The 21,375-nt window shown below is 60.5% G+C and carries 18 protein-coding genes and 1 other RNA gene; 11 read left to right on the top strand and 8 right to left on the bottom strand.

Annotated elements, in window-relative coordinates; translation table 11 throughout:
* Positions 1-7: 7 nt before the first annotated feature.
* The 3 genes from dnaJ to grpE form a co-directional block, all read right to left on the bottom strand.
* On the bottom strand, positions 8-1,132 hold the full coding sequence (gene dnaJ / locus AC07PQ_RS08970; RefSeq protein WP_007920853.1) for a molecular chaperone DnaJ: 1,125 nt from the start codon (positions 1,130-1,132) through the stop codon (positions 8-10).
* 324 nt (positions 1,133-1,456) lie between these two features.
* The gene (dnaK, locus tag AC07PQ_RS08965) at positions 1,457-3,373 is read right to left on the bottom strand and encodes a molecular chaperone DnaK (protein ID WP_007920851.1); all 1,917 of its coding nucleotides are present in this window, start codon (positions 3,371-3,373) and stop codon (positions 1,457-1,459) included.
* Positions 3,374-3,475: 102 nt separating this feature from the next.
* Positions 3,476-4,042 carry a nucleotide exchange factor GrpE gene (gene grpE, locus AC07PQ_RS08960; RefSeq protein WP_007920848.1) on the bottom strand — a complete coding sequence of 189 codons (567 nt, stop codon included), beginning with the start codon at positions 4,040-4,042 and terminating at the stop codon, positions 3,476-3,478.
* Positions 4,043-4,294: 252 nt separating this feature from the next.
* Between grpE and recN the strand changes: the two genes are divergently transcribed.
* The gene (recN, locus tag AC07PQ_RS08955; protein WP_007920841.1) at positions 4,295-5,968 is read left to right on the top strand and encodes a DNA repair protein RecN; all 1,674 of its coding nucleotides are present in this window, start codon (positions 4,295-4,297) and stop codon (positions 5,966-5,968) included.
* Between the two features lie 90 nt (positions 5,969-6,058).
* Here the strand turns inward: recN and fur are convergent, their stop codons facing one another.
* Positions 6,059-6,463, bottom strand: coding sequence for a ferric iron uptake transcriptional regulator (gene fur, locus AC07PQ_RS08950; RefSeq protein WP_007920840.1), 405 nt, complete (start codon positions 6,461-6,463; stop codon positions 6,059-6,061).
* Positions 6,464-6,561: 98 nt separating this feature from the next.
* Between fur and AC07PQ_RS08945 the strand changes: the two genes are divergently transcribed.
* The gene (locus AC07PQ_RS08945; protein ID WP_007920839.1) at positions 6,562-7,089 is read left to right on the top strand and encodes an outer membrane protein assembly factor BamE; all 528 of its coding nucleotides are present in this window, start codon (positions 6,562-6,564) and stop codon (positions 7,087-7,089) included.
* A 58-nt stretch (positions 7,090-7,147) separates the two neighbouring features.
* On the opposite strand, the gene AC07PQ_RS08940 is transcribed toward AC07PQ_RS08945, so the two are convergent.
* From AC07PQ_RS08940 to AC07PQ_RS08930, 3 genes are read right to left on the bottom strand one after another with little or no spacing between them, the layout of a single operon-like run.
* The gene (locus AC07PQ_RS08940; protein WP_173679750.1) at positions 7,148-7,468 is read right to left on the bottom strand and encodes an RnfH family protein; all 321 of its coding nucleotides are present in this window, start codon (positions 7,466-7,468) and stop codon (positions 7,148-7,150) included.
* Positions 7,461-7,895 (bottom strand): type II toxin-antitoxin system RatA family toxin, encoded by a 435-nt coding sequence (locus AC07PQ_RS08935; RefSeq protein ID WP_007920838.1) that lies wholly within the window; start codon positions 7,893-7,895, stop codon positions 7,461-7,463. Before AC07PQ_RS08935 ends, AC07PQ_RS08940 begins: the two co-directional genes overlap by 8 nt.
* A gap of 7 nt (positions 7,896-7,902) precedes the next feature.
* Positions 7,903-9,306, bottom strand: a complete 1,404-nt coding sequence (locus AC07PQ_RS08930; RefSeq protein ID WP_101336805.1) for a sodium-dependent transporter — start codon at positions 9,304-9,306, stop codon at positions 7,903-7,905.
* A gap of 117 nt (positions 9,307-9,423) precedes the next feature.
* On the opposite strand from AC07PQ_RS08930, the gene smpB reads away from it, so the two are divergent.
* Positions 9,424-9,906, top strand: a complete 483-nt coding sequence (gene smpB, locus AC07PQ_RS08925; RefSeq protein ID WP_009042112.1) for an SsrA-binding protein SmpB — start codon at positions 9,424-9,426, stop codon at positions 9,904-9,906.
* Between the two features lie 73 nt (positions 9,907-9,979).
* On the opposite strand, the gene AC07PQ_RS08920 is transcribed toward smpB, so the two are convergent.
* Positions 9,980-10,747: an FCD domain-containing protein gene (locus AC07PQ_RS08920; protein ID WP_007920835.1), complete on the bottom strand. Its 768-nt coding sequence runs from the start codon at positions 10,745-10,747 to the stop codon at positions 9,980-9,982.
* 261 nt (positions 10,748-11,008) lie between these two features.
* Between AC07PQ_RS08920 and AC07PQ_RS08915 the strand changes: the two genes are divergently transcribed.
* The 8 genes from AC07PQ_RS08915 to AC07PQ_RS08880 all read left to right on the top strand — a co-directional run bounded on the left by AC07PQ_RS08915 (position 11,009) and on the right by AC07PQ_RS08880 (position 21,234).
* Positions 11,009-12,694, top strand: a complete 1,686-nt coding sequence (locus AC07PQ_RS08915; protein ID WP_493185371.1) for a lactate permease LctP family transporter — start codon at positions 11,009-11,011, stop codon at positions 12,692-12,694.
* Between the two features lie 144 nt (positions 12,695-12,838).
* Positions 12,839-13,663: a (Fe-S)-binding protein gene (locus AC07PQ_RS08910; protein WP_457242192.1), complete on the top strand. Its 825-nt coding sequence runs from the start codon at positions 12,839-12,841 to the stop codon at positions 13,661-13,663.
* On the top strand, positions 13,660-15,117 hold the full coding sequence (locus tag AC07PQ_RS08905) for a LutB/LldF family L-lactate oxidation iron-sulfur protein (RefSeq protein ID WP_081362724.1): 1,458 nt from the start codon (positions 13,660-13,662) through the stop codon (positions 15,115-15,117). The genes AC07PQ_RS08910 and AC07PQ_RS08905 overlap by 4 nt, the downstream gene beginning before the upstream one ends.
* Positions 15,114-15,785: a LutC/YkgG family protein gene (locus tag AC07PQ_RS08900; protein WP_493185370.1), complete on the top strand. Its 672-nt coding sequence runs from the start codon at positions 15,114-15,116 to the stop codon at positions 15,783-15,785. Before AC07PQ_RS08905 ends, AC07PQ_RS08900 begins: the two co-directional genes overlap by 4 nt.
* Positions 15,782-18,592: an FAD-binding and (Fe-S)-binding domain-containing protein gene (locus AC07PQ_RS08895; protein WP_493185369.1), complete on the top strand. Its 2,811-nt coding sequence runs from the start codon at positions 15,782-15,784 to the stop codon at positions 18,590-18,592. The genes AC07PQ_RS08900 and AC07PQ_RS08895 overlap by 4 nt, the downstream gene beginning before the upstream one ends.
* A gap of 278 nt (positions 18,593-18,870) precedes the next feature.
* On the top strand, positions 18,871-19,158 hold the full coding sequence (locus AC07PQ_RS08890) for a PA2433 domain-containing protein (protein ID WP_274305504.1): 288 nt from the start codon (positions 18,871-18,873) through the stop codon (positions 19,156-19,158).
* A 79-nt stretch (positions 19,159-19,237) separates the two neighbouring features.
* Positions 19,238-19,629: a transfer-messenger RNA gene (gene ssrA, locus AC07PQ_RS08885) on the top strand.
* Between the two features lie 717 nt (positions 19,630-20,346).
* The gene (locus AC07PQ_RS08880; RefSeq protein WP_493185368.1) at positions 20,347-21,234 is read left to right on the top strand and encodes a hypothetical protein; all 888 of its coding nucleotides are present in this window, start codon (positions 20,347-20,349) and stop codon (positions 21,232-21,234) included.
* Positions 21,235-21,375 lie beyond the last annotated feature (141 nt).

Genomic DNA, 21,375 nt, shown 5'->3' with positions numbered 1-21,375 from the left:
TCGCTCCTTACAGGTCGCCGAAGAAGCGCTTCACGCCTTCGAACCAGCCAGTGGTTTTCGGCGAGTGGGTATTATCGTCCGCCAGGGAACCACGCAGCTCTTCGAGCAGCTCACGCTGACGACGACTCAGGTTTACGGGAGTCTCCACCGCAACCCGGCACATCAAGTCGCCAGCGCCGCCGCCACGCACCGGAGCCACACCCTTGCCACGCACACGGAACTGCTTGCCGGTCTGGGTGCCCTCAGGGATCTTCAGCTTGACCCGGCCATCCAGCGTCGGGATTTCCAGCTCGCCGCCCAGCGCCGCGTCAACGAAGCTGATAGGCACTTCACAGAACAGGTGCTTGCCGTCGCGCTGGAAGATCGAGTGCTCACGCACATTGATCACCACATACAGGTCGCCCGTAGGGCCGCCCTGGGTCCCCGCCTCTCCTTCGCCGGACAGACGAATGCGGTCGCCGGTATCGACACCCGCCGGCACCTTCACCGACAGCGTCTTGTACTCTTCGACGCGACCTTCGCCATGACAGGAATCGCACGGATCGGAAATGATCTTGCCCTGGCCATGGCAACGCGGGCAGGTCTGCTGCACCGAGAAGAAGCCCTGCTGCATGCGCACCTGGCCGATACCGCCACAGGTCGGGCAGGTCACAGGCGAGGAGCCTTTCTTGGCGCCCGAGCCGTCGCAAGGCTTGCAGTTGACCAGCGTCGGAACGCGGATATTCACGGTGGTGCCGCGCACCGCCTCTTCCAGGTTCAGCTCCAGGGTGTAGCGCAAGTCGCTGCCACGCTGAGCCCCGCCACGGGAGCCGCCACGACCGCCACCAAAGAAATCACTGAAGACATCGCCAAAGATGTCGGAGAAGTTCTGGCCACCGAAGCCGGCGCCACCACCGCCCATGCTCGGATCGACACCGGCGTGACCGTACTGGTCATAAGCCGCGCGCTTGCTCGAGTCAGACAATACTTCGTAGGCCTCGTTGGCCTCCTTGAACATATCTTCCGACGCTTTGTCGCCGGGATTACGGTCCGGGTGGTGCTTCATCGCCAGGCGGCGGTAAGCCTTTTTCAGGTCGGCTTCGCTCGAGCCTCGCTCCACACCCAATACTTCGTAATAGTCACGCTTTGCCATAAGTCTTCGCACTCTTAAGGACGTTCGACAACGCTCTCCTGAGCCTCGTCAAACTCGTTGAGCCCCAATACAGGCCCGGACCCAACTCACGTCAATTCAACGATCCTGGTCTTGGATAGACGACCAACAGACTGGCCGACAACTGCGGTAATCCCGAACGGAAAGCAGGAGCATTTCCGACCGTACCGCCAGCGCGCGAAAAGAGCCGCACGCCGTAAAAAATTCGCTTGCTCCAGACACGCCAACGCGGGAGCAAGCTCCCGCGCGGCGACATCCTACCAGTCACCGCACAAAGGCAGTCAACCGGCCGACCAACAAGCAGTCTTACTTGTGGTCTTTTACTTCTTCGAACTCAGCGTCGACGACGTCGTCGGCTTTCTCGGCCGATTCACCCTGCGAAGCTGCGCCTTCTGCCGGCTGAGCCTGCTCGGCGTACATCTTCTGAGCGACCGGAGCGGACACTTTCGACAGCTCTTCGACCTTCGCGTCGATAGCAGCCTTGTCGTCGCCTTTGATAGCAGCTTCAAGGGCAACCACGGCAGCTTCGATCGCAGCCTTCTCTTCAGCAGTCACTTTGTCGCCCGCATCAGCGATCATCTTGCGAGTCGAGTGAACCAGGGCATCGCCTTGGTTGCGCGCGCTGGCCAGCTCTTCGAACTTGCGGTCTTCTTCGGCGTTGACTTCAGCATCACGAACCATCTGCTGAATTTCTTCCTCGGACAGACCGGAGTTGGCCTTGATCACGATCGACTGGGTCTTGCCGGTCGCCTTGTCTTTCGCACCTACGTGCAGGATGCCGTTGGCGTCGATGTCGAAGGTCACTTCGATTTGCGGCACGCCACGTGGAGCTGGTGGAATCTCGGCCAGGTCGAACTTGCCCAGGGACTTGTTCTGCGCGGCTTGCTTACGCTCGCCCTGCAGCACGTGAATGGTCACTGCGCCCTGGTTGTCGTCGGCAGTCGAGAACACTTGCGATTTCTTGGTAGGAATCGTGGTGTTTTTCTCGATCAGCGCGGTCATCACGCCACCCATGGTTTCGATACCCAGGGTCAGCGGGCTGACGTCCAGCAGCAGTACGTCTTTCACGTCACCGGCCAGTACCGCGCCCTGGATGGCAGCACCCATGGCAACGGCTTCGTCCGGGTTCACGTCCTTGCGTGCTTCTTTACCGAAGAAATCGGTCACCAGCTTCTGCACCAGCGGCATGCGGGTCTGACCGCCAACCAGGATCACGTCGTCGATCTTGCTGACGTCGATACCGGCGTCTTTCATGGCGATGCGGCAAGGCTCGATGGTGCGCTGAACCAGGTCTTCGACCAGCGATTCCAGCTTGGCGCGGGAGATCTTCACGTTCAGGTGCTTAGGACCAGTGGCATCTGCGGTGATGTACGGCAGGTTGACGTCGGTCTGCTGGCTCGAGGACAGCTCGATCTTGGCTTTTTCAGCGGCTTCTTTCAGGCGCTGCATGGCCAGCGGGTCACCCTTGAGGTTCATGCCGCTTTCTTTCTTGAACTCGTCCACGAGGTAGTCGATCAGACGGATGTCGAAGTCTTCACCACCGAGGAAGGTGTCACCGTTGGTTGCCAGTACTTCGAACTGGTGCTCGCCATCGACTTCAGCGATTTCGATCACGGATACGTCGAAGGTACCGCCACCCAGGTCATAAACGATCACGGTGTGATCGCCCTTGGCCTTGTCCATGCCGTAAGCCAGAGCGGCCGCGGTAGGTTCGTTGATGATGCGTTTTACATCCAGGCCCGCGATGCGGCCGGCGTCTTTGGTCGCCTGGCGCTGGCTGTCGTTGAAGTAGGCCGGAACGGTGATCACCGCTTCGGTCACGGCCTCGCCGAGGTAGTCTTCGGCGGTCTTCTTCATTTTCTTGAGGATTTCAGCCGAGATCTGTGGCGGAGCCATTTTCTGGCCGTTCACTTCAACCCAGGCGTCGTTGTTGTCAGCCTTGACGATCTTGTAAGGGACCATCTGGATGTCTTTCTGTACAACTTCTTCGTCGAAACGGCGACCGATCAGACGCTTCACCGCGTACAGGGTGTTGTGCGGGTTGGTCACGGCCTGACGCTTGGCCGACTGGCCAACCAGGATTTCGCCATCGTTGGCGTAAGCGATGATGGACGGCGTGGTACGCGCGCCTTCAGCGTTTTCGATAACTTTTACGTTGCCGTTTTCAAGAATGGAGACGCAGGAGTTGGTAGTCCCCAGGTCGATACCGATAATTTTGCCCATGTTAACTCTCCCGAAACTTTAGATTTTGTTGCCGCAGCAGTGGTGGCCGACTGCGGTAGCACTTAAACGCTTGACCTATAAATGGGGGCCCTGCGCGCGATTTCAAGCCTTCTCGTCAATCGAAGGCGAAACCGGTGCGGGTGCCTTGCTGACCACGACCATGGCCGGGCGCAGCAGGCGACCGTTGAGCTGATAGCCCTTCTGGAACACCTTGAGAACACTGTTCGGCTCGACGTCAGCACTTTCCTGCATGGCCATCGCCTGGTGCTGTTCAGCGTTGAACGGTTCGCCATGCGGATCGATCGCTTCCAGCTGATAACGCTTCAGGGTGTCCTGGAACATCTTCAGGGTCAGTTCGATACCTTCACGCATCGGGCGAATGCTTTCGTCGTCCGGGCTGGACAACTCAAGACCGCGCTCGAGACTGTCGATCACTGGCAGCAGGTCGCCAGCAAAACGCTCAAGGGCGAATTTGTGAGCTTTTTCTACATCCTGCTCGGCACGGCGGCGGACGTTCTGCAGATCGGCTGCGACACGCAATGCCTGATCCTGAGCGCCAGCCAACTGCTCTTCGAGCACTTGCACACGAGCCGCCAGATCTTCGCCCGAGGCCTCGGGGGCCTGATTGGCGTCGAGATTTTGCGTATCCAGCGTCTGTTCGTCAGCCATAAAATTCTCCTTTCAATATCGTCCGCGAGCTCAACTCACGCTTCTGCCCCGGTATATGGGGTCGCATTTTCCAGGTTCAAGGGCCGCGCCCTCGGCAAAAATCATTGGGCGCTCCCTAACGCCGGCCACCAATCATTCCCGCGCGCGATAAAAAAATCCGCCAAGCAAGCGAATCAAGCTAAGGACGGGCATTGTCAGTCGAAAACAAAACACTGTATAAATAACCAGACCTAAAGCCTGGGAGCGGCCTTTATGCTGGTGCACCTGTCCGTACACAACTACGCCATCGTTGAACATCTCGATCTGGAACTGGATCGCGGGATGAGCGTCATCACGGGTGAAACCGGCGCCGGCAAATCGATCATGCTCGACGCCCTGGGGCTGACCCTGGGTGATCGCGCCGACAGTGGCGTAGTACGCCCAGGTGCCGACAAGGCCGACATTCTCGCCACCTTCGACCTGGAAGATATTCCCGAGGCCCGCGCCTGGCTCGCCGAACGCGACCTGGACAACGACAGCCCATGCATCCTGCGCCGGGTCATCACCGCCGAAGGCCGTTCCCGTGGCTACATCAATGGCTCCCCCTGCCCGCTAGGCGACCTCAAGGCTCTCGGCGAACTGCTGATCGACATCCACAGCCAGCATGAACACCAGTCGCTGCTGAAAACCGATACCCACCGCCGCCTGCTCGACGAATACGCCGGCGCCACCGACCTGGCCCGCCAGGTATCGCTGGCAGCCCAGCGCTGGCGCCAGACCCGCCAGGAACTGGAGCGCCTGTCCAATTCCGGGGACGAGCAACGGGCTCGCCACCAGCTCCTCAGCTATCAGCTGGAGGAACTGGAGAACCTCGCCTTGGGCGAAAACGAACTCGAGCAACTGGAACTCGAACACAAGAACCTGACCAATGCCGAAAGCCTGCTGGGCATCTGCCGGCAGGTCGTCGAGCATTGCAGCGAAAGTGATTCGGGCAACGTCCTCAGCGCCCTGACAGCGAGCCTCAATCGCCTGTCGAGCATCGGCAACACCTCCGGCGCCCTGGCGGAAGCCACCAACCTGCTGGCCAGCGCGCAGATCCAGGTCGAAGAAGCCGTCGGCGAACTGAACCGCTTCGTCGACCACTTCGACGCGGACCCGGCGCGCCTGCAACAACTGGAGGAGCGGCTGGACGCCATCTATACCCTGGCCCGCAAACACCGAATCCAGCCCACCGAGGTGGCAGCCATGCAGCAGAAACTGCTGGAGGAAATCGAAACTCTGGATGCCAATGACGAATCCATTGAGCGCCTGGGCGATGAGCTGAAATCCTTTGCCCGGCACTATCACGAAAAAGCCAGGGAGCTGAGCGAGCTGCGCCAGCAGGCCGCAACCAGCCTGGCCAGCGCCGTCGAACAGGAAATCCAGCGCCTGGGCATGCCTGGCGGCCGCTTCACCATCGAACTGCACGCCAACAGCGGCGATGAACTGCAGCCCAACGGCCTCGAGCAGGTCGAGCTGCTGGTCAGCGCCAACCCCGGCCAGCCGCTCAAGGCCCTGGCTAAAGTCGCATCCGGGGGCGAACTGTCGCGGATCAGCCTGGCAATCCAGGTGATTACCGCGCAGACCTCTCGTGTCCCGACCCTGGTATTCGATGAAGTGGACGTCGGCATCGGCGGCCCGACCGCGGAGATCGTCGGCCAACTGCTACGTCGCCTCGGCGAGCGCGGCCAGGTATTGACGGTCACCCACCTGCCGCAGGTGGCAGCCCAGGGCCATCAACATCTTTTTGTGCACAAGGTGCGCGGCAGCGATGCGACTCACACCGCGGTTTCCAAATTGGGCAAGACCGAGCGGATCGAAGAGGTAGCGCGGATGCTGGGCGGCATCGACCTGACCAAGGAGTCGCTGGCCCACGCGAAAAAAATGGTGGTTACCGCCAAGGCTTGAGTCCCTGCCACTTTAATAAAGAGCAGAAAGCACGAAGGCGACCCTTGGGTCGCCTTCGATCGTTTCGCGGACTATGTCCGCGCGACATGCTTATTTCTTCGTGCGTACGTACAGCACCAAGTTGTGATCCACCAACTCGAAGCCATGCTTCTCGACAATCGCCTTCTGAAGCTTCTCGATTTCTTCGTCGAAGAATTCGATCACCTCACCGGAATCCACGTTGACCATGTGGTCGTGGTGACCGCCGTCAGCCAGTTCGAATACAGCATGACCGCCATCAAAGTTGTGGCGTACCACAAGGCCTGCTGCTTCAAACTGGGTCAGAACACGGTAAACCGTGGCCAGACCGACATCCTCGCCAGCTTCCATCAGCGCCTTGTAAACATCCTCGGCGCTCATGTGTCGCTGCTCGGCGGAATCGAGCATTTGTAGAATTTTGACCCGTGGCAGAGTCACTTTAAGGCCGGCTTTACGTAGTTCGCTATTTTCAACCATGGTCAGCTTTCTCGCGGATGCTGCTTCGCAGCTTCTCTTAATGCGGGTATGATCGGGGTTTACGTTGTCCCAGCCAAGATAGTGGAAGTCGCCCACCGATGCAAAACACCAAGCTCTTGCTAACCAGTTTCACCTTCGTGGGACTGCTCGCACTCGCCGGTTGTTCATTCCCCGGGGTTTACAAAATCGACATCCAGCAGGGCAATGTCGTCACGCAGGACATGATAGACCAGTTACGCCCGGGAATGACCCGCCGGCAAGTACGGTTTATCATGGGCAACCCTCTGTTGACCGACACGTTCCACGCCGATCGCTGGGATTATCTGTACAGCCTGCAACCAGGTGGCGGTGAACGCCAGCAGGAGCGCGTCAGCGTTATCTTCAACGGTAACGACCAACTGGTCAGCCTTTCCGGTGACTTCATGCCTGGCGTAAGCCGTGACGAAGCCATCCTGGGCAAGGACAGTGGCACCACCGTGACCGCCCCTACTGAAAACGCCGAGCAGCCAAAACCGGAAAAACCGGCCAAGCCTGGCTCTCTGCTCGATCAGATCCAGAAGGACGTCGACAACGTCGAGACCGTTCCGGTGCCAACGCCAGAACCTCTGGACACCTCGCCGCAATAATTTGTGGCGGAATAAAAAAGCCCGGCGAGTCCGGGCTTTTTGTTGCCTGTCGATTTGCTCAGGACTCTGAAGTACGAGCCCGGGCCTGAGCCGCCTTTGCCGCGCGCAGACGTCGGACCTCTTTAGGGTCAGCCAGCAGCGGGCGGTAGATTTCAATGCGGTCGTCCGCCCGAACCGGCTGCTTCCCCGGGTCCGCAACCGCTTTGCCAAAGATCCCCAGCGGACAATTGTCCAGATCCAATTCTGGAAATTGCGTGCCTATCCCACAGCCTTTCACTGCCGCACGAACAGTAGTCCCCGTTGGCACCGCAACACTGAGCAATACCTGCCGGTCGACCGCGGCATACACCACCTCGACTTCAATCATTGGCTCAAGCATGCAACTGCTTGGCCCGCTGACAAAACGCATCGACCAGGGTGTTGGCCGCCTGGTTGAACAAAGGCCCCAAGGTCGCGCGAACCAGTGGACCGGCGTAGTCGAACGACAAATCCAGGCTGATCTTGCAGGCCTTCTCACCCAGCGGTTTGAAAATCCACACGCCGTGCAACTGGTTGAACGGCCCTTCCTCCAGGTTCATCTCGATCGACTGGCCCGGCACCAGGGTATTGCGCGTCACGAAATGCTGGCTGAGCCCGCCCTTGGCAACGGCCAGGCTGGCGCGCATCTGCACCTCACTGCTCTCCAGCACCTCGGCCGACGAGCACCAGGGTAAAAACTCCGGGTAGCGCGCCACGTCGTTGACCAGGTCGTACAAAAACTGCGCCGGATAAGGCAACAGGGCCGAGCGTTGAATATGTGTCGTCATGTCAGCGTCATTTCCACAACTGGGCGGCAAACACTATAAGAATGCCGATGGGCGCCACATAGCGCATCAAAAACAGGGTCAGGGCAAAAAGCAGCGGACTGCGGATCGACAGCTCATCACGAACCGCCTCGCGCCCCATTACCCAACCCGCGAACACCACAAAGCAGAGGCCACCCAAGGGCAACATGATCCGCGAGGTGAAGAAATCGATCACCCCGAAGAAATCCAGACCACCCGCCGCCCCCCATTGGTAGAGGTGGAAAGCCCCGCCTTCGTTCACGAAAAACTTGGCCTGCTGCCAGATATTGAAGGAGAACACCGTTCCCAATCCGACGAACCAGCAGGTAAACGCCAGCCAGAATGTCACCCAGCCGCGACGGATTCGAGTCCGCTCCACCAGGTAAGCCACCATCGGCTCCAGCAGCGAGATCGCCGAGCTCCAGGCGGCAATGGCCACCAGGACAAAAAACACCACACCCATCAGCTGGCCGAACGCCACATTACCAAAGGCAAAAGGCAAACTGACAAACATCAGCCCCGGACCTTCACTCGGGTTCAACCCCGCGGCAAACACGATCGGGAACAGCGCCAGACCCGCCAGCAGCGAAACGAAGGTGTCCAGCAGCGCCACGCCGACAATAGTGCCGGAAATGGACGAATGCTTCGGCATGTAAGCGCCGTAGATCATGATGGAACCGACACCGACGCTCAGGGAAAAGAACGCATGCCCCATGGCCGGCAACAGGCCGTCGAGCAGTTTGTCGGTGCTGAAGTCGAACATGAAATGCACGCCTTCCATGAAATGCCCGGTGGTCAGGCTGTAACCCAGCAGGATCAGCAGCATCACGAACAACAGCGGCATCATGATCCGCAGGCTGCGCTCAAGCCCGGCCACCACGCCCTTGGCGATGACCGCCGCCGACAACAGCATGAACAGCGTGTGCCACAGCGTCAGCCGCCAGGGGTCGGCAATCACCGTGCCGAAATAGGCGCCGACCTGATCCGCCGTCACGCCCTGGAAATCACCACGGCCCATATCGATGATGTAGTCCAGCGACCAACCACCCACGACGCTGTAGAAGGAAAGAATCAACAAGGCCGTGATCATCCCGGCGAACGCGCCCCAGGACCACTTGGCCGAATGCCCGGCCTCCAGGGCCAGCGCCTTCAAGGCATTGGCCGGGCTTTGCCGGGCGCGACGGCCGATCAGGGTTTCCGCCAGCATCACCGGTACACCGATCAGCGCGATGCAGGCGAGAAATACCAGAACAAAGGCGCCGCCACCGTAGACGCCGACCATATAGGGGAATTTCCAGATACTTCCCAGGCCCACGGCAGAACCAGTCGCAGCGAGTATGAAAACCCAGCGACTGGCCCAGCCGCCGTGGACAGAAACCTTGTCCGTCGACATCAAAAACGCGCCCAACCGAGAAAAAAGAGGACGCATTGTCCGGGATTCACTCAACCTGCTCAAGCACGCAGCTTCACCGTAGCCGACACGCGTGCAACTGCCTATAATGCCGCCCCTATGGCTAAACAGAAGAAACACCCAACAGGGACCATCGCGCAAAATAAAAAGGCGCGTCACGATTACTTCATCGAACATCGGTTCGAGGCTGGCATGGTCCTGGCCGGCTGGGAAGTAAAGAGTCTGCGTGCGGGCAAGGCACAACTGGTCGACAGTTACGTGCTGCTCAAGGACGGCGAAGCCTGGCTGCTGGGCAGCCACTTCACACCCCTGACCACCGCCAGCACCCATGTGATCGCCGACCCCGTGCGCTCGCGCAAACTGCTGCTCAACAAGCGCGAGCTGGAGAAGCTGTTCGCTGCCGTGCAGCAGAAGGGTTATGCCTGCGTGTGCCTGTCGCTCTACTGGAGCAAGCACATGGTCAAGTGCGAGATCGCACTCGGCAAGGGCAAGAAGGAATACGACAAGCGTCATACCGAACGCGAGCGCGACTCCGATCGTGAGCTGCATCGCGCGGTGCGCAACAAGGGCAAGGAAGAGTAACGCCCTTCTGCCTTGATGCCATGATCGCGAGCAAGCCTGCCCTTTGTAGGAGCGAGCTTGCTCGCGATAAGACTTAGATCCCCTTGCGCCGCTCCGCCCGGGCCACGCGCTGCACTTCCTGACGCACCTCTTCCAGCACTTCCTGCACATACAGAATGTGCCGGCTGGAGACTTCGCGCGCCTGCTCGGCACGCCCTTCGATAATCGCCTGGTACAGATCGCGGTGCTGGCTGATCAGCATGTCGCGGGTTTCGGTGCGCTGCTTGTACATGCCGCCAATGTTGGTCACCACGTTGCGCTTGAGCAGATCGAACAGCCCGCGAATGGTGTGCAGCAAGACAGCGTTGTGACTGGCCTCGGCAATCGCCAGGTGAAATTGCGCGTCTGCCGCACCCTCTTCCGCCCGGCTCACATCGCCGGCCCGGGAATAGCAATCCTGCAACTCCTCGAAGGCCGCGGTGAGCCGTTCACGATCCACCTCGGTGGCACGCAATGCTGCGTAATAGGCACATGAGGCTTCCAGGGTGTGGCGAAACTCCAGCAAGTCACGCTGGGCTTCAGGGTTGCTTTCCAACAACTGCAGCAGCGGATCGCTGAAGGTCGAGCCCAGCGACTCCACCACATAGTTGCCGCCACCCTGGCGACTGACCAGCAAGCCCTTGGCCGTGAGTTTCTGGATCGCCTCGCGCAACGACGGTCGCGAGACACCGAACTGTTCCGCCAACGCACGCTCCGCCGGCAGGCGCTCACCGGACTTCAGCGTGCCCTCGAGGATCATCCCCTCGAGCCGCTCGACAATATCGTCAGACAAACGGCGCTGACGAATCTGATCAAACCCCATAACTCACTCTCCACGATCCCGACCGCGCGCCGGGCTCTCTATTCTGGCCTATCGGGGCCCCGCCAGCACCTATCAGAACGCATGTCGGCGAGCGGATCAGATGCCATCTGCACCGCACCTTCGACAAAAGTTTTAGGGCGGCAAATTGACACACCGCTCACAAGGCTTTTACCCTAGCCAACAGCGATTGTAAATTGGTCTTACCAATTAACCAAATACGCTGACCAGTGCCTGACCAACAACAATTAGGGGCCACCCCATATGCAAACCTGGCAACAGCTTTACAGCCCGCTCGGCAGCCTCGGCCTGTCCGCCCTCGCCGCCGTCATCCCGATCGTCTTCTTCTTCCTGGCTCTGGCCGTGTTCCGCCTCAAAGGACACGTTGCCGGCAGCATCACCCTGGCGCTATCGATTCTGGTGGCGATCTTCGCCTTCCAGATGCCCGCCGACATGGCGCTTGCCGCCGCTGGCTATGGATTTGCCTACGGTCTGTGGCCCATCGCCTGGATCATCGTCGCCGCCGTGTTCCTCTACAAACTGACGGTCAAGAGCGGCCAGTTCGAGGTCATCCGCAGCTCCGTGCTGTCGATCACCGACGACCAGCGCCTGCAGGTGCTGTTGATCGGTTTCTGCTTCGGGGCCTTTCTCGAAGGTGCCGCCGGGTTCGGCGCGCCGGTCGCCATTACCGCCGCGCTGCTGGTAGGCCTGGGATTCAATCCGCTGTACGCCGCCGGCCTGTGCCTGATCGCCAACACCGCCCCGGTGGCCTTTGGCGCCCTGGGCATCCCGATCATCGTGGCGGGCCAGGTAACCGGCATCGACGCGTTCAAGATCGGCGCCATGACCGGCCGCCAGCTGCCGCTGCTGTCGCTGTTCGTGCCGTTCTGGCTGGTGTTCATGATGGACGGCCTGCGTGGCGTCAAAGAGACCTGGCCCGCGGCGCTGGTGGCCGGCCTGAGCTTTGCCGTGACCCAGTACTTCACCTCGAACTTCATCGGCCCGGAGCTGCCGGACATCACCTCGGCCCTGGCCAGCCTGATTTCCCTGACGCTGTTCCTCAAGGTCTGGCAACCCAAGCGTTCGTTCGCCGCGGCCACTGCCAGCGTCGGCGCCGCTGCCGTGCGCAACGGCGGTTTCGGCCAGCCGCGCACCACTCAGCCTTCGCCCTACAGCTTCGGTGAAATCTTCAAGGCCTGGTCGCCATTCCTGATTCTCACCGTGCTGGTCACTATCTGGACGCTCAAGCCGTTCAAGGCGATGTTCGCCGCCGGCGGCTCGATGTACAGCTGGGTATTCAACTTCGCGATTCCGCACCTGGATCAGTTGGTGATCAAGAGCGCGCCGATCGTTGCCACCCCAACGGCGATTCCGGCGGTGTTCAAGCTCGACCCGATTTCCGCCACCGGCACAGCGATTTTCTTCTCCGCGCTGATCTCGATGCTGGTGCTGAAGATCAATCTCAAAACTGGTCTGACCACTTTGAAAGAGACCTTCTACGAACTGCGCTGGCCGATCCTGTCCATCGGCATGGTGCTGGCCTTCGCCTTTGTCACCAACTACTCCGGCATGTCCTCGACCATGGCCCTGGTGCTGGCCGGCACCGGCGCGGCGTTCCCGTTCTTCTCGCCGTTCCTCGGCTGGCTGGGGGTGTTCCTGACCGGTTCGGACACTTCGTCCAACGCCCTGTTCAGCTCGCTGCAAGCCACCACCGCGCACCAGATCGGCGTCAACGACACCCTGCTGGTAGCGGCCAACACCAGCGGCGGCGTGACCGGCAAGATGATCTCGCCACAATCGATCGCCGTGGCCTGCGCCGCCACCGGCCTGGTAGGCAAGGAATCGGACCTGTTCCGCTTCACCCTCAAGCACAGCCTATTCTTTGCCACCATCGTCGGCCTGATCACCCTGGCCCAGGCCTACTGGTTCACCGGCATGCTGGTGCACTGATCGCGACACCGAAAGAACCGGCGCCGGAGCACCCACCCGGCGCCTGCAACTCACAACCCGGTCTGCAAGGCTGCTGAAAGCTTGTCTCTCTATATTCAGCAGCCGCCGCAGACGGATAACCGGGACCACCCGGAGACACGCCTGATGAGCGAGCTTTTTTACAACGCCGTGCCTAACGCGACCCGTGTCGCACCGCCCTTGGCCGAACCGCGCCAGTACCCCAGCGAGAAACCGTCGCGGGTCTACCTGTTCGGCACCTGTGTGGTCGACCTGTTCTATCCCGAAGCCGGGATGGATGCGATTCACTTGCTCGAACGCGAAGGCATTCGCGTGGAGTACCCGCAAGGGCAAAGCTGCTGCGGACAACCGGCCTACACCTCGGGTTACACCGAGCAAGCGCGCACCGTGGCCCGCTCGCAACTGGCGCTGTTCGCCGGCGACTATCCGGTGGTGGTGCCGTCGGGTTCCTGCGCGGGCATGCTGCGCGAGCACTACGCGGACTTGTTCAAGGATGAGCCGCAGACCTTGAAGCAGGTGCAGGCCCTGGCCGAACGTACCTATGAGCTGGCGGAGTTCCTGTTGCACGTATGCAAGGTGCAGCTCAAGGACAGTGGCGAGCCGATCAAGGTGGCGCTGCACACCTCCTGCTCGGCACGGCGCGAGATGAACACCCACCTGCACGGTCGTGAGCTGCTGGCACAACTGGGCAACGTGGAGCGGGTAGAACACGACCACGAAAGCGAATGCTGTGGCTTTGGCGGGACTTTCAGCGTCCGAATGCCGGAGATCTCCGGCGCGATGGTCGCGGACAAGACCCGCGCGCTGAAGGAATCCGGCGCCCACCAGGTGCTGAGCGCCGACTGCGGCTGCTTGATGAACATCAACGGTTCGTTGGAGAAACAACGGGAAGCGCTGCGCGGCCAACACCTGGCCAGCTTCCTCTGGCAGCGTACCGGAGGTGCCGCATGAGCGCCCCGGAGCTGATTCCGACGACCAACGTGTCGGACGATTTTCGCACCCGGGCCCACCAGGCCCTGGGTGACCGACAACTGCGAAACAACTTTCGCAGCGCCATGGATTCCCTCATGGCCAAACGTGCGGCGTCGTTCAGCGATGCCCACGAGCGCGAACACCTGCGGGCCCTGGGCAATGCGATCAAGGCCCGTGCGTTATCCAAGCTGCCCGACCTGCTCGAGCAGCTTGAACAGAACCTGACCCGCAACGGTGTGACAGTGCACTGGGCGGAAACGGTGGACGAGGCCAATGGCATCGTCCTCTCGATCATCCGGGCTCACGAGGCGCGGCAAGTGATCAAGGGCAAATCGATGGTCAGCGAAGAGATGGAGATGAACCATGTCCTCGCTGAACAAGGCATTGAATGCCTTGAGTCGGACATGGGCGAGTTCATCGTCCAGCTCGACCACGAGAAGCCTTCACACATAATCATGCCGGCGATCCACAAGAACGCCGGTCAGGTCGCGTCCTTGTTCCACGACAAACTCGGCGTGGAGTACACCAAGGACGTTGACCAACTCATTCAGATCGGTCGCAGGGTCCTGCGGCAGAAATTCTTCGAAGCGGACATCGGCGTCTCCGGCGTCAACTTCGCCGTGGCCGAGACCGGCACCCTGCTGCTGGTGGAAAACGAAGGCAACGGACGCATGTCGACCACGGTGCCGCCCGTGCACATCGCCGTCACCGGCATCGAGAAAGTCGTCGAGAACCTGCGCGATGTGGTGCCGCTGCTGTCGCTGCTGACCCGCTCAGCGCTGGGCCAGCCGATCACCACCTACGTCAACATGATCTCCGGCCCGCGCAAGGAGCATGAGCTGGACGGCCCGCAGCAAGTGCACCTGGTGCTGCTCGACAACGGTCGCAGCCAGGCCTTCGCCGACAGCGAATTGCGCCAGACCCTGAACTGCATCCGCTGCGGCGCCTGCATGAACCATTGCCCGGTCTACACCCGCATCGGCGGCCACGCCTACGGCGAGGTCTACCCCGGCCCCATCGGCAAGATCATCACTCCGCACATGGTCGGCCTGGCCAAGGTGCCGGACCATCCGAGCGCGTCTTCGCTGTGTGGCGCCTGCGGCGAAGTGTGCCCGGTGAAGATCCCGATCCCGAGCCTGCTGCGCCGCCTGCGCGAAGAGAACGTCAAGGCTCCGGACAGCCCCCATCAGGTGATGCGCGGCCAGGGCAGCAAGTACTCGCGCAAGGAACGTTTTATCTGGAACGCCTGGGCCAGGCTCAACAGTTCGCCGACCTTGTATCGCCTGTTCAGCCTCGCGGCCACCCGCCTGCGCGCGCTGACCCCGAGCAACGTCGGCCCCTGGACGCAAAACCACAGCGCACCGAAACCCGCCGCCCGGTCCTTGCACGACCTGGCCCGCGAGCATCTGGCCAAACAGGGAGAACGTCGATGAGCGCCAAACAGAACATCCTCGGCAAGCTGCGCAGCAGCCTGACCGGCACCACACCGATTGTGGATAACTTCGATGAGGCCCTGGTCACCGAGCCTTATACCTACGCACCGGAACAACGCATCCCGCAGCTGCGCAAGCAGATGGAAGCGGTGCACACCGAGATTCATCAGACCACCGCCCAGGACTGGCCGGCGCTGCTCGCCCGCCTGCTGGGCGAACGCCAGTTGCCGAGCCTGCTGATCGCACCGACCACGCCCCACGGCCGGCGCGTCAGCCAATACTGGGCCGAGCATCCCGGGCTGCCGACGTTGAAGGCCTACGATCGGCCCGTCGAGGAATGGAAAGCCGAGCTGTTCAACGACACCCCGGCCAGCCTCACCACTACCCTCGGTGCCATCGCCGCCACCGGCAGCCTGATCCTCTGGCCGACCCGCGAAGAACCGCGGCTGATGAGCCTGGTGCCACCGGTGCATTTCGCCCTGCTCAAGGCCAGCGAGATCCGCGACAACTTCTATCAGGTCCAGCAGGAATACGCCTGGGCCCAGGGCATGCCGACCAACGCGCTGCTGGTGTCCGGCCCGTCGAAGACCGCCGATATCGAGCAGGTCCTGGCCTACGGCGCCCACGGCCCGAAAGACCTGGTGGTGCTGATTCTGGAGGACCAATGAGTCTACCGGCGGCTTTTCTGCGTGATGCCCAACAACTGATCCCCCAGGAGCGGCGTTTCGATGACCCGCTCTCCACCCTGGCCTTCGGCACCGATGCGAGTTTTTATCGGCTGATTCCGCAACTGGTGATCCGCGTCGAGTCCGAAGACGAAGTGGTGGCCCTGCTCAAGCTGGCCCAGCGCGACCGCGTGCCGGTGACCTTTCGCGCCGCCGGCACCAGCCTGTCGGGGCAGGCCATCAGCGATTCGGTGCTGCTGGTGCTTGGCGATAACTGGAATGCTCGCGAGATCCGCAACCAGGGCCAGCAGATCCGCCTGCAACCGGGGGTGATCGGCGCCCAGGCCAACGCCTGGCTGGCGCCGTTCGGACGCAAGATCGGCCCCGACCCAGCCTCGATCAGCGCCTGCAAGATCGGCGGCATCGTCGCCAACAATGCCAGTGGCATGTGCTGCGGCACCGCGCAAAACACCTACCACACCCTGGCCGGCCTGCGCCTGGTACTGGCCGACGGCACTCGCCTGGACACCGAAGACGCCGCCAGCGTCGCGGCGTTTCGCAGCAGCCATGGCGAGCTGCTCGAACGCCTGGCCAGCCTCGGCCGCGAGACCCGCGCCAACAGTGAACTGGCGGCGAAAATCCGCCACAAGTACCGGCTGAAAAACACCACCGGCCTGTCCCTCAATGCCCTGGTGGATTTCGATGAGCCGCTGGACATCCTCAGCCACCTGCTGGTGGGCTCCGAAGGCACCCTGGGTTTTATCAGCGCGGTGACCTACGACACGGTGATCGACCACCCGCACAAAGCCTCGGCGCTGATCGTCTTCCCGGATGTGGAAACCTGCTGCAACGCGGTAACCGTGCTGAAAAACCAACCGGTGTCCGCCGTGGAACTGCTGGACCGCCGCAGCCTGCGTTCGGTGCAGGACAAACCCGGGATGCCGGCTTTCGTCCAGCAACTGTCCGCCAATGCCTGCGCGCTGCTGATCGAGTCCCGCGCCGCGTCTTCCGCGCTGCTGCAGGAACAACTGGCGCAGATCATGGCGTCCCTCGCCTCCTTCCCGGTGGAAAAACAGGTCGATTTCACCGAAGACCCGAAGGAAAACGCCAAGCTCTGGGCGATCCGCAAGGACACCTTTCCCGCCGTCGGCGCGGTGCGCAAGACCGGCACCACGGTGATCATCGAAGACGTGACCTTCCCGGTGGAACAGCTGGCCATCGGCGTCAATCGCCTGATCACGCTGTTCGACAAACACCGCTACGACGAAGCGATCCTGTTCGGCCATGCGCTGGAGGGCAACCTGCATTTCGTCTTCACCCAGGGCTTCAACAGCGCCGAGGAAGTCGCGCGTTACCAGGCCTTCATGGAGGACGTGGCGCAACTGGTGGCGGTGGAGTTCGGCGGCTCGCTCAAGGCCGAGCACGGCACCGGGCGCAATATGGCGCCCTTCGTCGAGCTGGAATGGGGCAGCGATGCCTACCAGTTGATGTGGCAACTCAAGCGTCTGCTCGACCCCAACGGCATCCTCAATCCGGACGTGGTGCTCAGCGAAGACCCGCAGATCCACCTCAAGCACCTCAAGCCGCTGCCGGCGGCCGACGAGATTGTGGATAAGTGCATCGAGTGTGGTTTCTGCGAACCGGTGTGCCCGTCCAAGGGGCTGACCCTGAGCCCGCGCCAGCGCATTGTGATCTGGCGTGATATCCAGGCCCGCAAGCGCGCCGGTATCGACACCACGGAGCTGGAAGCGGCCTATCAATACCAAGGCATCGACACCTGCGCCGCCACCGGCCTGTGCGCCCAGCGTTGCCCGGTGGGCATCAACACCGGCGAGCTGGTGAAAAAGCTGCGCAGCCAGCACGCCACGCACACCAAGGCGGCTGATTGGCTCGGCTCGCACTTCGCCACCACCCTGCAGGGCGCGCGGTTCAGCCTGCATGTGGCCAACGGCGCGCGGATGCTGCTGGGGGCGCCACGCCTGGCCAGGGTTTCGGCGGCGCTGACCAGGCTGTCCAAGGGCCAGGTGCCGCAATGGACCAGCGCCATGCCGCAGCCAGAACGGGCCATTCGGTTCAGCCCGGCGGTCAGCGATCAGCGGCCACGGGTGGTCTACCTGGCGGCCTGTGTGTCGCGGGTCATGGGCCCGGCGGCCGGGGACAAAGAGCAAAGCTCGCTCTACGACAAGACCCGCGGCCTGCTGGAAAAAGCCGGTTATCAGGTGGTGATCCCGGACAACGTCGAAAACCTGTGCTGCGGCCAGCCGTTCGCCTCCAAGGGCTATGCGGAACAGGCCGAGCACAAGCGCCAGGAACTGATCGGCGCCCTGCTCCACGCCAGCCGCGGCGGCCTCGACCCGATCTACTGCGACACCAGCCCCTGCACCCTGCGTCTGGTGCAGGACCTGGGCGATGTGCGCCTGGACCTGTACGACCCGGTGCGCTTCATCCGCACCCACCTGATGGACAAGCTCGAGTTCACTCCCCAGGAAGCGCCGGTCGCCGTGCATGTCACCTGCAGCACCCAGCACCTGGGCGAAAGCCAGGCGCTGATCGACCTGGCGCGGCGTTGCAGCACCAATGTGGTGATCCCGGAAGGCATCCATTGCTGCGGCTTCGCCGGCGATAAAGGGTTCACCACACCAGAGCTCAACGCTCATTCCCTGCGTAGCCTCAAGGACGCGGTACAGCACTGCAGCGAAGGCATCTCCACCAGCCGCACCTGTGAAATCGGCCTGAGCCAGCATGGCGGGATCGATTATCACGGGCTGGTGTACCTTGTGGACCGGGTGACCCAGGCCAGGCAAGCCTGATCGGTATGCGCCCACTGTAGGAGCGAAGCTTGCTCGCGATGAACTGGAGAGCACTGCGGTTAGCCAGTGAGTGCGCGATACCGTTAACGACCATGGCGAGCCCCTACAGGTTTCTTGCACCCGCAGGCTCAGTGGTCGTGACCCTGGGCAGAAAAATAGAACCCTGGCGAACCACCGCAGTCCACCGATCAAGCTCCCGAAAACGGGAGCTTCCTGAAATCTCGGCAGTTCGTACTGATGGCCAGCAGCGCCTGGCCCTTCAGTTCAAGGAGACGCCCATGAAACGCTCTGTACTGTTAGGCCTGTTCGTCACCGCTTCGGTCCTGGCTTCCCCCAGCTTCGCCGGGAACCAGGAAGACCTGTGCCAGGTGAACCTGCAAACCATCCGTGATGCACGGACCACCATCCAGGCCGCGGACCTGCAGGCCAACATCGACGCCACCGTGCAACAAGCCCAGGCGGCCCAGGCGAAAAACACCGAGGAAGGCACCAAGGAATGCATCGCCCTGACCACCCGCGCGATCCAGAGCATCCAGAACAGCGCCAAGGGTGAAGGCGGCAGCTAACGGGCCCCGCCTTCGGGATGGCCTTGCGGGCCATTTTGGCGTAGACTCTACAAACCTGCTGGTAATGCACAGCAGGTTCGGGGCCGTTTAGGATTCGACGCCGGTTGCGAAACTTTAGGTGCATGCCGAGTTGGTAACAGAACTCGTAAATCCACTGTTGCAACTTCCTATAGTTGCCAATGACGAAACCTACGGGGAATACGCTCTCGCTGCGTAAGCGGCGCTAGCCTTCCTTCTGGTACCTTCGGGTCCAGCAATCATCAGGGGATGTCTGTAAACCCGAAATGATTGTCATACAGAACAGAATCGCCGTGCAGTACGTTGTGGACGAAGCGGCTAAAACTTACACAACTCGCCCAAAGCACCCTGCCCGTCGGGTCGCTGAGGGTTAACTCAATAGACACGGCTACGCATGTAGTACCGACAGCGGAGTACTGGCGGACGGGGGTTCAAATCCCCCCGGCTCCACCAAATGATCAAAAAAAGACGTCCACGGACGTCTTTTTTTGTGCCTTGAGTCCAGTGAAATCAATGCAATGGAAATTTCAACTACAGGCATTCGGTAACCAAAAATCGAATCAACATAGCACTCAGCCCCCTACCCGGATCGTTCTCTGGCGCGAAGAAAACGGTTGAAGTTGGCTTTTGTCTTGATACCGGGACCGATTGGCTCACCTGACGTTGCAGCGCTCACCCTACCATTGACATTTCACTTGACAGGTGATTAGATTTTTTGAAGATCATTTCTATCATGCGTTAAGGCTCACTAGGTACCAACAGGGCTGGCGTAGCCAGCCCTGTTGGTACCTAGTGAGCGAAAAACAACTGTTTTTGTCCCGTTTTTCTCGCGCAAATAGTCGCAGGGCTATGCATTTCGTCGGTTAAAGCCTTGCACTCACAGCCCTTCACCTGTAAATGCGCAGACTGAATGTGCTAACCTCAAGTCCAAGTCTATATTCCCACCCCCATGGGTACTTTCGCCATGATCAGCGGCCACCAGCATTCAAAAGACCCTAGCTTTGCGGAAATGATGAGCCTTAAAAGCAGCTCACGTGACCGCCAGGTTGATGCTGTCTATGCAGCTGACCCTCAGATGCTTGAAATGGCTGCTGCCCGTGCCAAAGCCGCCCTTCGTGGCAACTCTGCTTCAATCGCTCGCCCACAACGATTCTCTGCGCTAAGCAACTGATGCCCGAAGCGGTAAACGAAGACGCTCCGTTCTCCCTACTTGAACGTTCAGAGCTCTTCGCTTTCCTGCTCGATCTAATTCAGCGCGTCTACCGTCCCTCAATTCAATCAGCTGTCACCGATTACGGCCTTGTGATCGTTGGCGGGCAATCGCTTACGCTTTGGGCCCGGCAATACCTCATCGACGAAATGACAGGCGAGGATGTCGGATTCGTCACTAGCGATGACTTGGACTTTATCGGCAAGCCCAACTCTATTGATTATTGCGCCCGCATGATGGGAGTCCCTTTTCGCAAAGCGAAGATGGAAGACAACGCGATAAATATTGCCGCAGCGTACATTGACTGGATTGACGGTAAAGAGGTCATCGTCGATATCCTGGAAATGGATAGTGTCGGAGGTGCGCCCAAAAAAGAGATTTTCAAGTATTTATCCGTCTTGGATATTGAAGGCGTGCAAGTCGCCGTCATCGATCCCATCACGTGCCTAAAGTCTCGCTTGTTCAATCTGTTTGCTTACTGGCAGGGTCGACCGCACCGGGAGTCCGTGCGAGTGAAGATTGCACTGCGCGCGTCGAACCATTACCTGCGCGACTTGCTGGTAAATGATGGATATCGAGTCATATCAGAGCATATCCGCCGGATTAAGGCCTTGGCCCTGACACCGCTCGGCAAGCGTGTTTATGTCGAATATGGAATCGACGTGCTGGACGCCATCCCCTACGATCCGGCAATGTTTCCAGCGGCCTACTCGGATCGGGAGCGACCAAACATGCTCCGCCAAATTGGTGACGTACGCCGACGAAAGTTAATTCAGTACCAACGATTCGCTTGTGGCCCTATTCACCCTAGCCATCTTCAGCTCGTAGCACAGAACGATCCCAGATAAAAGAATCTGGACGACGGGAAATACTAGCGCTGGAATGGCCTCTACTCACCTTGCCTACAGCTTCAGCCACCAAAGTCTGATCTTCCCCCGTGCCACTATCAAACAAGGTACATTTACGCCCATCGAGCACGATCAGCAGTG

This window comes from Pseudomonas sp. GW821-FHT09E12, assembly GCF_059416085.1.
This window is presented reverse-complemented; position numbering and strand designations above follow the sequence as displayed.

Bases quoted from the DNA above. Each gene is read 5' to 3' on its own strand.
- AC07PQ_RS08880 (WP_493185368.1), top strand. From the start codon at position 20,347: ATGCCCGAAGCGGTAAACGAAGACGCTCCGTTCTCCCTACTTGAACGT.
- dnaK (WP_007920851.1), bottom strand. From the start codon at position 3,373: ATGGGCAAAATTATCGGTATCGACCTGGGGACTACCAACTCCTGCGTC.
- recN (WP_007920841.1), top strand. From the start codon at position 4,295: ATGCTGGTGCACCTGTCCGTACACAACTACGCCATCGTTGAACATCTC.
- AC07PQ_RS08895 (WP_493185369.1), top strand. From the start codon at position 15,782: ATGAGTCTACCGGCGGCTTTTCTGCGTGATGCCCAACAACTGATCCCC.
- AC07PQ_RS08900 (WP_493185370.1), top strand. From the start codon at position 15,114: ATGAGCGCCAAACAGAACATCCTCGGCAAGCTGCGCAGCAGCCTGACC.
- AC07PQ_RS08905 (WP_081362724.1), top strand. From the start codon at position 13,660: ATGAGCGCCCCGGAGCTGATTCCGACGACCAACGTGTCGGACGATTTT.
- AC07PQ_RS08915 (WP_493185371.1), top strand. From the start codon at position 11,009: ATGCAAACCTGGCAACAGCTTTACAGCCCGCTCGGCAGCCTCGGCCTG.
- AC07PQ_RS08935 (WP_007920838.1), bottom strand. From the start codon at position 7,895: ATGACGACACATATTCAACGCTCGGCCCTGTTGCCTTATCCGGCGCAG.
- fur (WP_007920840.1), bottom strand. From the start codon at position 6,463: ATGGTTGAAAATAGCGAACTACGTAAAGCCGGCCTTAAAGTGACTCTG.
- AC07PQ_RS08890 (WP_274305504.1), top strand. From the start codon at position 18,871: ATGAAACGCTCTGTACTGTTAGGCCTGTTCGTCACCGCTTCGGTCCTG.
- AC07PQ_RS08940 (WP_173679750.1), bottom strand. From the start codon at position 7,468: ATGCTTGAGCCAATGATTGAAGTCGAGGTGGTGTATGCCGCGGTCGAC.
- grpE (WP_007920848.1), bottom strand. From the start codon at position 4,042: ATGGCTGACGAACAGACGCTGGATACGCAAAATCTCGACGCCAATCAG.
- AC07PQ_RS08930 (WP_101336805.1), bottom strand. From the start codon at position 9,306: ATGTCGACGGACAAGGTTTCTGTCCACGGCGGCTGGGCCAGTCGCTGG.
- AC07PQ_RS08920 (WP_007920835.1), bottom strand. From the start codon at position 10,747: ATGGGGTTTGATCAGATTCGTCAGCGCCGTTTGTCTGACGATATTGTC.
- AC07PQ_RS08910 (WP_457242192.1), top strand. From the start codon at position 12,839: ATGAGCGAGCTTTTTTACAACGCCGTGCCTAACGCGACCCGTGTCGCA.
- AC07PQ_RS08945 (WP_007920839.1), top strand. From the start codon at position 6,562: ATGCAAAACACCAAGCTCTTGCTAACCAGTTTCACCTTCGTGGGACTG.
- smpB (WP_009042112.1), top strand. From the start codon at position 9,424: ATGGCTAAACAGAAGAAACACCCAACAGGGACCATCGCGCAAAATAAA.
- dnaJ (WP_007920853.1), bottom strand. From the start codon at position 1,132: ATGGCAAAGCGTGACTATTACGAAGTATTGGGTGTGGAGCGAGGCTCG.